Origin of the sequence: Paenibacillus sp. 2RAB27, from assembly GCF_052115445.1 — a bacterium.
GTDB lineage: Bacteria > Bacillota > Bacilli > Paenibacillales > NBRC-103111 > Paenibacillus_E.
Window position 1 is genome coordinate 1 of the sequence record NZ_JBFRGR010000065.1, and the last position, 13,363, is coordinate 13,363.

Annotated in this window: 9 protein-coding genes; 1 reads left to right on the forward strand and 8 read right to left on the reverse strand. The window is 46.0% G+C overall.

Translation table 11 applies throughout. The features are described 5' to 3' along the window. Positions 1 to 271: 271 nt before the first annotated feature. From AB4114_RS34775 to AB4114_RS34810, 8 genes are all read right to left on the reverse strand, one after another. A complete protein-coding gene (locus AB4114_RS34775; protein WP_441992520.1) occupies positions 272 to 2,548 on the reverse strand; it encodes a discoidin domain-containing protein in 2,277 nt (758 codons plus the stop codon). 18 nt (positions 2,549 to 2,566) lie between these two features. Then, on the reverse strand, positions 2,567 to 3,190 hold the full coding sequence (locus AB4114_RS34780) for a hypothetical protein (RefSeq protein WP_441992521.1): 624 nt from the start codon (positions 3,188 to 3,190) through the stop codon (positions 2,567 to 2,569). Positions 3,191 to 3,337: 147 nt separating this feature from the next. Next, positions 3,338 to 5,440, reverse strand: coding sequence for a heparinase II/III domain-containing protein (locus tag AB4114_RS34785; protein WP_441992522.1), 2,103 nt, complete (start codon positions 5,438 to 5,440; stop codon positions 3,338 to 3,340). Between the two features lie 13 nt (positions 5,441 to 5,453). Then, entirely contained in the window at positions 5,454 to 6,311 is an 858-nt protein-coding gene (locus tag AB4114_RS34790; RefSeq protein ID WP_441992527.1) for a carbohydrate ABC transporter permease, read from the reverse strand. Between the two features lie 51 nt (positions 6,312 to 6,362). Further along, a complete protein-coding gene (locus AB4114_RS34795; protein ID WP_436241228.1) occupies positions 6,363 to 7,259 on the reverse strand; it encodes a carbohydrate ABC transporter permease in 897 nt (298 codons plus the stop codon). 154 nt (positions 7,260 to 7,413) lie between these two features. Then, complete coding sequence (locus tag AB4114_RS34800; protein ID WP_441992523.1) at positions 7,414 to 8,808, reverse strand: ABC transporter substrate-binding protein; 1,395 nt, start codon at positions 8,806 to 8,808, stop codon at positions 7,414 to 7,416. Positions 8,809 to 8,959: 151 nt separating this feature from the next. After that, positions 8,960 to 10,582 (reverse strand): response regulator, encoded by a 1,623-nt coding sequence (locus AB4114_RS34805; protein WP_441992524.1) that lies wholly within the window; start codon positions 10,580 to 10,582, stop codon positions 8,960 to 8,962. Then, on the reverse strand, positions 10,566 to 12,389 hold the full coding sequence (locus AB4114_RS34810; protein ID WP_441992525.1) for a cache domain-containing sensor histidine kinase: 1,824 nt from the start codon (positions 12,387 to 12,389) through the stop codon (positions 10,566 to 10,568). Before AB4114_RS34810 ends, AB4114_RS34805 begins: the two co-directional genes overlap by 17 nt. 227 nt (positions 12,390 to 12,616) lie before the next feature. On the opposite strand from AB4114_RS34810, the gene AB4114_RS34815 reads away from it, so the two are divergent. After that, positions 12,617 to 13,048: a VOC family protein gene (locus AB4114_RS34815; protein ID WP_441992526.1), complete on the forward strand. Its 432-nt coding sequence runs from the start codon at positions 12,617 to 12,619 to the stop codon at positions 13,046 to 13,048. The last annotated feature ends 315 nt before the right edge of the window (positions 13,049 to 13,363 follow it).

The window sequence follows — 13,363 nt, forward strand, 5'->3', positions numbered from 1 at the left end:
TAGTCTAATTGAGGGTCATTCGGTTTAGAGCGAAGCATGAGGTTCACCACTTTCAAGAGTATACTTATATTATACCAAATTAACGCGGTAATGTGATGAACTAAAAAGAAAATAATAAAGACTGTCGAGACTTTCTCGACAGTCTGATATATTACATTTATTTGAAAATCCAGCTACTCAACTGACCCTACTACTCCCCTTAGCTCAACTCCTACTCATATAAAAAAATAACCACATCAGCCAAAGGCTAACGTGGTCATCTCCATGAATATCAGTACACTTCTACCTCAGCAAAGGCCATCCGGTACCGGTTGGCATCACTCGGATTCGGGCGTAGATTCGTCCCTTCGATTTTCACATATCTTGCAGATACCGCAGAAAACGCCAAACTCTGAACAGCATTCCCCGGCTGCGCATAGCCCGTACGTGTAACCGCCGTCGACCAATTCAAGCCATCCGTAGACGTTTGGATCGTAAAATCAATCGGGAAATTCTGACCAACATTTCCCGAGTCATTGCGCGGATACAGATCAACCTTGGTCATGCTGCGATTAGACCCCATATCCAGCGTCATCCACTCCGTATGGTTCGTAGTTAAGCTGTTGTTGCTGGTCCATCCCATCGAACCCGTTACGGAATTGCGACCGCCGTCATTCACCTTATTCGTGGAGTAGTTGCTATTTTCCAACGAGCTGCTCGCTGAAACGATAGCTCCGGCAGCTTGATTGGCTGCATAGATTTCCACCTCTGGAAAGGCCATTCGATACCGATTCGCATCACTCGGATTCGGGCGTAGATTCGTCCCTTCGATTTTCACATATCTTGCAGATACCGCAGAAAATGCAAAACTCTGAACTGCATTCCCCGGCTGTGCATAGCCCGTACGTGTAACCACCGTCGACCAATTCACATTATCGGTAGAGGTCTTAATTGTAAAATCAATCGGAAAGTTCTGACCGATATTGCCAGTGTCATTTCGTGGATACAGATCCACTTTCGAAATGGTCTTGTTCGAACCCATATCGAGCGTCACTGACTCTGTATGGTTCGCAGTCAGGCTGTTATTACTGGTCCAACCCATCGATCCTGTTACCGTGTTGCGCTGCCCGTCGTTTATTTTCGCAGTGGAGAAATTCGTATTCTCAACAGAGCTGGTAGCCGATACACCGGCCCCAATGGCTAAGTTGCCTACGGTTCCGTACACTTCAAACTCCCACAAGGAGTATCCGTAAGAGGAGCCTCGCAAGGTGCCATTCATTTTCACATATCGAGCCACTGTAGGCGTAAAGCTTATGTCATCGACACCGCCATCCCCTGACGTCGTGGTAAAGACATTTGTCCAGTTGACCGCATCATTCGATACTTGAATTTGATAGTTTTTGCCATACGCAGCTTCCCAATAAAGTTTCGCGGCATCGATATACACAGCGGACCCTAAATCTACATAGATCCACTCATTATCTGTATAACTAGATCCCCATCTCGAACCGAAGTTGCCATCAAAAGAAAGACTCGGCGCAGCAGCGGAAGATGAAGCAGTTGCCGCTTTATTCAGCGCTATATTCGGTCGTTGCACTGGTTCTGCGATCTGTGTTGGCAGGATCGTCACTGGCGTATGGAAAGCACGATTGAGGATGTTCATCTGGAATAAATTCTGAGCAGGCGTCGCACTCCCAGGCATAACCACGTTATCGAACGTGATATTACTGATGTTTTTAGTGCTGCTAAAGCCTTTCAGCGTCCCTAAAGTCGTTCCCGCATCGCGAACCAGAATATTTTTGACATTCAATGTGTTAATCGTACCGCCACCGAAACCATCGGCATTTCGAATAATAAAGTAGGCCCACGTACGCGTGCTATCGTTGGTATTGGTCACTCTTTCGATATCGATATTATCAAAGGTAACATTCGTCAGTGTTCCAACCCCATATTTATGATCGACACCGATACCGACAGATGAGTCGTAAACGACACTGTTTTTGAACGTAACGTCACTTTGATTTTGTCTCATACCTTGACCTACTTTAAATCCAAAGCAAACCGTCCAGGAAATAAGATCATCAAACACGACATTACTTACGGGCTCGGGACTTCCCGGCCAGCTTAGACTAATATCCACCGTCTGATCCCACGTTTTCGTTGTGTAAGGATCATCCAAACCAATGCCGATCCCATGCTGAACGAGCACATTTTGGGATTCATTCACATCGATACCGTCGTTCTCGCCCATATCAAAACGGTTAAAGATCTTCATATTTTTAAACGTAAGATCATTCGACCTTGCTGGGGTTACCGCCCACGAACCGGAATCGCGAATCAACGGCCCATCCAAGGTGAAATTGGTAGTCCCGATTGGCACAATAATATTACTGGCAAAATTGTTCGTCGATGTCGCGTATTTCCCATTGCCGTCGATCGTACCTCGACCGTATATCTTCACATTGTCTGCGCCGGTCTGAGTGTATAACCACCAAGTAACGTCTCGAAGCTGTGAATCCTTATGCCAATTCACGGTATAATCACTCGCTACCCCCGTAAACCGAAGCACGGCTCCGCCTTCCAAGTACTAAGCTACGTCGCTTTTCAGCTGCAGATTACCCGCCTTGTAGATCCCCGCAGGTACATAGACAATTCCTTGCCCACCCGTGTAGTTGGCCGCATCATTTATGGCATTCTGAATAGCGGTCGTCGCCATGCCAGCACCCGTGCTATCCGCGTTGTAAGGCGAAGATTTCACATTATAAATCCCCGTCCCCGACGAGGCGGGTTTGTTCGTCTCCGCCGGGTCAGCTGCGATGACGAGAGCGCGCCCCTCATTGATTTTGACTATCAAATATTCGTCGCCACTGACTGTAAACGTCAGCTTATTGCCACTCGTAGTTCCCGTCAAATTGAGCTTCTTCGGGGAGATCGAGTAGGACGTAATGCTCGCTTGCCCTATGGCCGTGATCTCAATAGTCGCTGACCCCGACATGGAGAAGTGGGCATAATCGTATTCACTCGTATAACTAACAACAGGAATCGTTGTCGCATCTACCTTGAGACCATACACCGTGGATGCCGTGTAGATCGAAGGCAATGCGTAGGATGAGATGGTGGCCGCATGAACCCGAACAGGGACAGCACCTAAACTCCCAAGGATAAAAATAAATGAAAATAGTCCGATCAGCCATGCCTTCATTTTGTGCAAATAAATTCCCTCCTTCTGATGTCTTCGCTAACGCGATGAATTAAAGCGCTTACATAACTTATTATAAAAAATCCGCCCTCTTCCCCGTAATGCGGGAACTTACATAACAAGGGCAGCTTTCTATACTATTTAGCAACAATGGACATGTCAGCTACGTCTTCTGCTCAGCTCTGCTTTCACTCCGTTCAACTGCACATCATACGTGACTTGTGATTCTGCTTGATTCCATACGACTTGCAGACTGCTATTCGACAACGCCACAACCTCAAGATGACCCTGTGCCTTCACTTCCCTACAACGGTCAACGTGCAGCAGTTGTACAATAATCGCACATTGTTCCACAGCAGCGGTGGTAATGAAAGACGTTCGCTGCCCGCTCGGCGGGTTGTCTGGGGTCAGTGCCGTATATATCGTTGTTGGCTGTGTGCACCAAACGTGTTGTTCCAACGTGCCTTCACTCATACGGTATTCGAAGGCCGATACGTCCTGCACCAGCTTCCGTTTCTCCTTGAACCATTGTTGATCCAGTCGACCTAGTTGATCTTCCGTGGTTGACCATTTGGCAGCATCATCCTTGCCTAGCAGCTTGCCGCTAAAATGATTCATTACATGGACCAACCGTGGGACTGGTACAGTGACTTGAACAATATCTAATAGATGATCCTCTGCTAGTAGGTTAATTCGCCGAATTTGCACACCTTCATAGACGTCAGTGTCCCAAGGATTGAGCTCAGCAGGCAGGATAATACGATCTTTCATCAAATAATCCTCTGCCAGCCAATCCACAGCAGTCTCCAACCACACGCCCCATGCTTCTTCCTGCATGTGAATCAATCGTCCGTCTCGCGGCGGCTGATCTGCCCCGTCGATACTCACCGTGTTATGTGAGTACGTATGTTTAAACCATCCGAAATGAGCGGGGATTCCATACGCCGTCGTACCGGGGTCAATGAGCAGCGGCACATTGCCGTGCATAATCGATAAACCCAGACGATCCATATGATCGTGTTCGCCACCGAATCGGCTATGCTTAACGATCACATGCCAGCCAGTTGGATTCACTAACTTGGTTAGCCCGCTTCCTAATAAAGAGCGTGTGCGCTGCACCTCTTCCCCAAGCATATCTGACTCCTCTACATGTCCAATCAAGTCCTGACCAAACATCAAAGCATACATCGAATTTCGCTTCGTTCGACTTGCATCATTCATACGTGGATCTGCGTAAGCTGTGCCGTAAGCTGTAGCCAGGAACGAACGATATTTGCCGTCTCCGTATATATCATAAGCAATTTCATAATAAGCCGCATATGTGCCGATATGATCCCCACGCCCTGCATCATTGATCGTCGGCATCATGCCGCTCGGCAGAACAAGCTGAAACGGAAAATCGAACATCGCTTTCAGCGCATTCTTTTGCCAGACATCCCACGGAGTTCCTTCCGCTATTAACGCATAGTGCAGCAGGGATTTAAAAGCATAGAAATGATATTGCACATTCCCCTCGTACCATAAGCCGTCTTCAAGAATCCCGCGTTCAAGTTGGTCATCCAAGCCGTATTCACCTGCTAAGCCTGCGTTCAGCACATCACGATCATGTAGCAAAAGCCCCAGCGCGGCTATTGCCGATGTAATCAAAACCGAGTGATTATGAATTTGCTTCTCTTTATGTGCAATGAGAAAACGAGCACAGGGCTCCAGCAGACCTGCCCGTACATGGGCAATCTCAGCTGGCGTCAGATGCTTCTGTATCATATCAAAGCCAAGTGCTAGATCCGTGATCCAATGGGCTTCATCTAAGGTTTGGGCAAATAATTTCCCGGGCCCATTATAAGGAATATCCCCATGGATGGCATACGTTTCATAGTGGTCGGCATACGCCATCAGATAGGATTTAACGAATTGCAATCGACCTGCGTCAGGTTCTATCGCATACAGTAAAGCAATGTGATACACAGCTCGACCGATCTGGCTATGTGCGATCGACGTCCAAGCCCTGTCTAACAGTTGACTTCGCCTCTCCTTGCCACAGGTCGAACAGAGATGAAGAAAAGGCTCGTCCCACTGGAAAGTGAGGCGAGTCCCATCTTCATCACAATAATATAAGTGCATCCATTCGCCTTGTTCATGGGAGCGAATGGCGAAGGTGATCTTCGCCGCTTCTTCCGCATCCCGTCGTAACAGCGCCATTGCTGATTGAAATTCTGTGTTGACTGCGTTTCCACGCAGTCGCTCTAAACGCTTAATATCCATGGTCAGAGTCCTCCTAGCCTTTCAATGAACCCGCCGTCATTTGCATGAATGAGCGATTCGCAATCATATAAACGAGTAATAATGGCAAAATCGATAAGCAAGCACCCGCCAACATGTAATGCGTTTGAACGGCTGCTGATGACCCATACCGCAGATAGGATAAGCCAACGGTTAATGTTTGCAACTTCGGATTCGTCATCGTGAACACTAACGGTCGCAAGTACTCATTCCACGCCCCGCAAAAGGTAAACAAGGCGCCAACCCCGAGTCCAGGTCGCATGAGAGGCAGAATAATTCGCCAGAAAATGCCGCCATCGGAACAGCCGTCAATACGCGCGGCTTCGTCTAATTCCCGGGAAATACCCTGCAGAAAGCTTAATAGAATAAAGAAGATATACGCATGACCGCTAATCAGAATGAGGACAACGCCCCATAAACTCGTATTCAGATGCAGCTTCACCATCAGCTCGAACTGCGGTCTAATGACGACTGCGCCAATGGAGATAAACATCGTGGACGCTTGAATCGCGACATAAATGGCTTTCCCTGGGAACTTAATGCGGTCAACCACATAAGCTGCCATGGAAGCTACGATCAGTACGCCGATCGTCGTTGCTCCACTCAAGAATATACTGTTCCAAGTAAATCTCGCGAAGTTGGCCTGTACCCAGGCTTCCTTATAGTTTACGAAATGCCAGGAAGACGGGAAGATCTTTCCCCCCTTGGTAATCTCCAAATTAGACATAAAGGAGCCTAAAAAAGTCACAACGACTGGGAACACGATGAGCAGTGCGGTTATCAGTAAAAACAACCAGAGCAGTGCTTTTCCACCCAATCTCCCCACTGAAAACGACTGCGTCTTTTTCTTCATATGAACAGCAGGTATCGCTTCTGTCACTTCCATGATTCTTAAGTCTCCTCCCTATTGTAGTTTGTTTAGGCGTTTCGACATCAGATGATAAACAAGCGTAATGATGCCGACAATGACAGCAGTCATGAAACCAACAGCACTGCCGTAGCCAAATTGCTGATCCGTAACGGATCCTGATGGTGTTGGGAAAAAGAGCTTGTAGACATACAGATACATGACTTCTGTCTTACCAACCGGTCCACCTTCGGTGAGAACCATAATGCTCTCATATCCTTTGAGAGAATTGATGATCGCCAGCATAATGACGATTTGCAGTACCGGACCCAGCATCGGAATCGTTAAATACCAGAACTGCTGCCATTTATTCGCACCGTCTAAGGAGGAGCTTTCGTACACATCATTCGGGATATTTTGAAGACCAGCTAGAAATAACAGCATGTAGTTCCCTACCGCTCCCCATACCGCAATGATGATCGTTGTCAGCATCGCATGCTTGGGTCCGAGCCAATCGATTCTTTCAGAGATGATATGAAACTTTAATAAATACTGATTAAGAATACCGTTGTACGAGTTGAAAATGATAAAAAATACGACAGCCATAACCGCTGAACTAATGATTGTAGGCATGAAATAGATCGCTCTTAACCAGTTGCGTCCACGCAGCTTGGAATTTAATATAACGGCAAGTACTAAGCATAACGGAAGGGTTATGATGAGCTTGCCACCTGCATAGACGAATGTATTTATGACAGAATGCCAGTACTCCGTATCCTGAAAGAGTCGTCTGAAATTATCAATCCCAATAAAATCCGGTGCCCCGAAGCCTTTGTAGTCATAAAACATATAACGAATCGCCCAAGCAATCGGATAGACGCCCAGCACCATGGTCAGTAGAAAGCTTGGAAATAAAAATAAGTATGAAAAACCGATCTGGCGTGTCCTGTTCATCCCATTCCCTCCTAAAATACCCCAAAAAGTGAAGCTAAGCTTCGATGTGTAGTCCAATTACTTTCCGGGGGCCCTGATCAATCTAATTTCCCTATCAAGAGCGAGAGAGTGGAGTTTCAGCTCCACTCTCGCTTTGGACCTCTTCAGGCAGCTCTTATTTCATCATTAATTTCATTGGATCGAAGCTTGGGTTCGGAGCTACTTTGACATCGCCTTTGGCGACTGCTTTATCCAACGCATCGTTATAACGTTTGCTCAGATCTTGAATAATCTGATCCAAATTTCCGCCACTGATCATATATTTGAAGAATGCATCATTGAATTTCATGCCTTCAACCGTAACGGTTGGTTGAAGCGGCCATGTGCCGTCATTTCCACTTGGCAAGAAGCCTTCAATCCCTTTGATCTCTGGTTTTTTGGCAACAGAAGATACAGATGGTACCATCGACAAGCCAAAGCCTTTTTCGTGATACGTTTTCAATACTTCATCATCATACATGAACTGCATAAATTTCCAAGCTTGATCGGCGTTTTTGGTCGTATTGCTGATGGATAGCCATTGACCACCAAGGAATGAACTTGCGCCTTTGATCGTGCCATCAATGGTTGGAACAGGTGCTGCAGCCCAATCGATCTTCGCGGGGAATTGATTCGCGTATACACCTGGCTCCGAAGAGAAGGAGATGTACATACCAATTTTACCTTCCGCGAATTGTGCACGAAGTGGATCAATATCCAAGGATTCCATACCTGGCAATGTGCTGCCGTCGTCTACCATTTGCTTGAAGGATTGAATGATATCTTTGTACCCTGCGAAGTCAAACTTGGCTGTTTTGAAATCATATCCAAAGCCGCCGTAGCCGCTTGCCTCTGCAATGACTCTTGCTGAACGACCAAGGGCACTGTCCGGGCTCTTGAAGTTCTGCGCGAAACCATAGGAGCCATTCGCTTTACCAACTGCGGTAATTTTCTTCGCATCTTCAACCATTTCTTTCAATGTTTTCGGAGGTGCCGCGATGCCAGCTTTAGCGAAAAGCTCTTTGTTGTAAACGAGACGAATCGTTGAACCGTAGTTTGGAAGGCTGTACATTTTGCCACCAATGCGGTTGAAATCATCAATGACTGGGAATTTCTTCTTAATTGCATCCGTTACATAAGAATCAATCGGTTTCAGATACCCTTTCGCTGCAAAAGGCTGAATTGTATTTTCTTTGACACGAATAATGTCAGGCGCCTGTCCGGAAGCAAAAGCCAGATCAATCGCTTGGTTGAAGTCTTCTGTCTTAACAACCATTTCAACTTCAATATTCTCGCCGTTCGTTTCGTTAAATTTCTGTACAACACTCTTAATATAGTCCATATCATGACGGTCACCCGTCCAATAAGAAAGCTTCGTTTTGGCTTTGGTAGTAGCCGAACTCGCTGGCGCACTTGATGCTTTCGCCGATGCTGCCGGGCTTGCTGCTGTTTCGGTTTTGGTGGAGCTGCAAGCTGCCAAACTACCTGCGAGTGCGACTGTTAATGTGACCGTCCCTAATTTCTTTATCATGTGTAAGCCTCCCTTAAATCTGTTGTTTACATTTCTAATATTAAAAGAATTCTCTTGTCCTGATAATGAGGTCAACTCTTGAATGAGGGCAGATATTTCTATATGTTCCTATATGTTGCCCTTCCCACTTGTTCATAAAACAGGCAAGCCCTCACGGCTTGGAGGGCTTGCCCAGCGACATTTCTTTGAATTCCGTCGGTGTGAGACCGGTCTGCTTTTTAAATACCTCGCTGAAATAACGCCGATGCTCGTAGCCCAACTGTTGCGCAATTTCTTGCACCTGATAATCCTCAATCAGCATCGACTTCGCCCGCTCCATTTTCGCTTGCGTAACGAATTGTTGGAAGGTCGAACCGGTTACTTTTTTGAACAAATTCGAATAGTAGCCCCAGCTTAAATTAACCTGCTTTGCACAGTGCTCCAAGGTCAAATCGATGTCCAGATTCGCTTTGATGTACTCCGCTGAACGAAGAATAATTTTCTGCGACTCGCTCGCCCGTTCTTGATGGATCAGTCCACACCCAATTTCACACAGCTCAATGAACCATGCGCGATATTCTAGGATAGCCGCACCGCTATCTCTGATTTCCTGATTCTTCGCTTCAAATTCAGCTAAGCTATGGCGAGGGAATTTCTCCATCAGCACCCGCAGCATGCGCAGGACAAGGCCTTGCAGCAGTCGCTCTACGACACCAGGCTCAGGGAGAACGGACACTTTCCCTATCTCCGTGAAAACCGTCATCGCCCACTCGACGCAGGCGTCTCGATTGCCTGAGCGGAAAGCGAACAAGAACTCATTCTCGCTGTCCTCCGTATAAATCCACTCCACAGGAACGGCTTGTGCATCCGAATTAAAGCTAAATGCACCATTGCCTCCCGTGTAAAAATGATACGATAACGCGCTAAGCGACTGCTGATAGCTCTTTGGCAGCTCTTGCACGGTCTCTACACATTGCCCGATGCCAATGGAGATCGTAAATTTCGTATGACGCGCTATGTTCGCGCAGCATTCGTCTGCAATCGCTATAGGCGACTCTTGATCCGTGACATTGAGAATACAAATATAGCGATTAAACCCCTCTCGAAACACGACGGCTGCCCCGTAAAAGGCTATCGTTTCTTCAACGATATTTTGCAAAGAAAAACGGACTAGCTCGAGCTCCTTTACAGGAACATCGCCATATTTGTCCGTAAACTGATCAATCTGAATCGTCATCACCGCAAATGGTGCTTTCAATTCATTAATGTCTAGAAAGTCCGATAATCGCGCTAATTCAGCTTCATTGGTTTGATGGTAGACGAGTAAGGAGAGATATTCCTGTCGAAGTGCCGGCATGCTTTCTTTAATCTTCTGTTGGAGACCGATCAGCTGGGTGCGGCTACGATTCTCTTGCTCCCAGACTTCTTTGGCTTTGACGACTGCTTTCACAATTTGATCGATAGAAAATGGCTTCTTCACATAATCTAAGGCGCCATATTGGATCGCTTTTTGCGCATAATCGAAATCGGTATACGCACTCAAAATGACAACTTTACTCGTCGGAAGAATCTCCATAATGTTGCGGGTCATTTCCAAACCATCCATCTTAGGCATTCGAATGTCGGTTAGAATAAGATCTGGCTTTGTTTCACGAATAACGGCAAAACCTTCCTCCCCATCGGTTGCGCTGCCTACGATTTCGATGCCGTGCTCATGCCAAGGGATTTTCTTCGTAATCATATCAACAACACTTCGAATGTCGTCTACCACACATAGCTTAATTAGTCGGTCCATGGAAATCCTCCTCTGTCTCATACCGTGGCAGCCATAGTTCAATGCGGGCACCGCCCCATGTATTCGTCGTTATCTTCATCCGTTGCTCTGTCCCATAATACAACTCTAATCGGGTATAGATATTTCGCAGGGCATAGCCATGCTTCGAGGTAGTTGGATGCATCATGCTTTGCAACAACTTCTCCGGTATCAGCCCTTGCCCATTGTCTTCCACCATGATATGGAGCCAGTCCCCATCTATTCGAGCTGTAAGCTGGATTTCACCGCCCGATTTCATATCTTTAAAACCGTGTAAAATACTATTCTCGATCAACGGTTGAATGATGATTTTGGGAACGAGGCAGGCATTTAGCCCAGGCTCGACTTCCATCCGGCAGACGAATAAATTCTCATACGACCTTTGTTGAATGGCCAAATATTGACGAACATGATCAAGTTCATCTGCGAGTGGAATCAAATCCMGTCCTCCGCTTAGGCTCAATTGAAACATATTGGATAAGGCCAAAATCATTTCATTCACATCTTCATTTTCACCGAGGACTGATTTGCAGTAGATCGTATTGAGCGTGTTATAGAAAAAATGCGGGTCCATTTGCGCTGTCAAAGCTTTAATCTCCGCTTTCCGTTTATCACGTTCTCGATTGGTGACATCCGCGATGAGCTGCTTAATCTCGTCCAACATCCGGTTGAAACGGAACCCAACCTGGGAAACTTCATCCTTATACGCACTTTCAAAACGTACTTCCAGATCATTCTCTTCTACTCGTTTCATGAGCTTCTGGAGTCTATACAACGGTTTGAGCAGCAACAGCGTCAAATTATTCGTAATCAACGACGATACGAGAACAAATCCAATCGTAACCAGCATCGTGGCTTGCTTAATCCCATTCAATTTGGCTAACAATTTATCTTTGACTTGGACGCCAACAATCATCCAATCTTCCTTGATATCCAGCCGCGCATAATTAACGAGATAGTTATTCCGATCCTTATCCTCGAAAAAAAACGATCCTTTACTATCATGGGTAAGTTGCTGAACAAAATCAGGACGTTGAATAAACACATTATCCTGAATACGCTCGGAATAATTAATATCTGCCCCATGCGAATCCACGAAGTAGTAGTGCTTATTCGGGTCCGACAAATTGTCCATGAAGAGATCACGCAAATCGTCTTCCTTCACATTGATGACCACATACACATTAGTTGACTCATTTTGCAAATACGAATCTTCACTTACACCTTCTGCGACAAGCGATAGGACCMGCTGTTTCCCCGTAAAAAACGGATCCACATGTCCCGGGCTCCAAAAGCCGCGCTTTAAAAGCCGGAATTGATTAAACATATCAGATTCAAAAAAGGAATTAGATATATTTCGCGCACTGGAGGTGGGATAGAAATCCCCAATTGGCGTGGCGATCAATATACTATCGATCATGGAATCATTGAATTTCACCTGGTTGAACACATACTGTAAAGCCGTTAATGACTTATAGTAGCTTGAGTTATCCTTATTCTGAACATCCTTCATCAACTGCTTGAAAGCGTCACTGAACATTAAGGACCGCACCGCGGTACCGATATTTTTCAGTCTTTCATTCACAATTTGCRCAGATTGATTCACGGTATCCTGACTCGACTGCATCGCATTGCGCTGAATTTCCTTGGACGCGATCAGGTAGGCGATACTCCCTGTTGCCACCAGACCTACGGTAATGAGTATGACAAAGGTGAACCATATCCGTTGTTTGAGTGAGAAAGAATGGAACAGGCGTGACAGCCACGACCAGATAGCAAGCTTATTCATAGGCGACGTTAGCACCTTTCCTGTGTGTGAGGATAGTCTTTATCTACTATATTATAGTATAGGTCACTTTCCGTAGGCATGGGGGAAATTCAAGATCGAGGGCAGCTATTTCGTTATACAGTAAAATAATTAGAACATATGTTCTTTATTTTTTCGGGAAAATGTGGTAATAATAAGAGGTAGACTTTTTACCCCTCAACTAATTCAATCTAAGGAGCTGTTTATTGATGTCCGTTCGTTTAACTCCGTATTTAGTATTGCCTGGTACTGCTGGTGAAGCGATTGCCTTTTATGAGAAAGCGCTGGATGCTCAAGTCCTTTTTAAACAGACCTTTGGTGAAATGCCTGCCAGCCCTGATTACCCGCTTGCTGATGAACAAAAAGGGCTTATTGCCCATGCCATGCTGCAAGTTGGCGAAAGCCAAATGATGTTCTCGGACTCTGACTCAGGTAAACCCGTTCAACAGGGTGATCAGGTGACGATTTGTATTACAACGAAGGATGCAAGCAAATCGAAGCAATTTTTCGAAGGGCTCAAAGAAGGCGGCACCGTCATCATGGACCTGCATGAAGCATTCTTCAGCCCTGCTTACGGACAAGTGAAGGACAAGTTTGGCGTGACCTTCCAGATATTCACAGAAGGCGAAACGATGAAGTAAACGTGAAAGAACGGCCCTGTTCGCATAATTGCGACATGGCCGTTTTGTTTCGAGGCTTGGCTGGTAGCGCTGATGACTGGCTGAACATCCGACCGACTGACCAACCACACGGCTCACTAATTGGCCACCTCGCAGTTTACATGGAAATTATCCATCTATTTCAGCGCATTTTACGTAAATGTGCTGATTAGATGGATATACTCTCTGAAGCCCCCTAATTGGATTGGAGTCATCAATATGCAATAAGGTACAATATCGGTGAGGGGGAATGAAATGTATGAAAAGCAATATCCTTTATGATGAGCAACGCATCAA

Bases quoted from the DNA above. Each gene is read 5' to 3' on its own strand.
- AB4114_RS34805 (WP_441992524.1), bottom strand. From the start codon at position 10,582: ATGGACCGACTAATTAAGCTATGTGTGGTAGACGACATTCGAAGTGTT.
- AB4114_RS34800 (WP_441992523.1), bottom strand. From the start codon at position 8,808: ATGATAAAGAAATTAGGGACGGTCACATTAACAGTCGCACTCGCAGGT.
- AB4114_RS34785 (WP_441992522.1), bottom strand. From the start codon at position 5,440: ATGGATATTAAGCGTTTAGAGCGACTGCGTGGAAACGCAGTCAACACA.
- AB4114_RS34795 (WP_436241228.1), bottom strand. From the start codon at position 7,259: ATGAACAGGACACGCCAGATCGGTTTTTCATACTTATTTTTATTTCCA.
- AB4114_RS34790 (WP_441992527.1), bottom strand. From the start codon at position 6,311: ATGAAGAAAAAGACGCAGTCGTTTTCAGTGGGGAGATTGGGTGGAAAA.
- AB4114_RS34815 (WP_441992526.1), top strand. From the start codon at position 12,617: ATGTCCGTTCGTTTAACTCCGTATTTAGTATTGCCTGGTACTGCTGGT.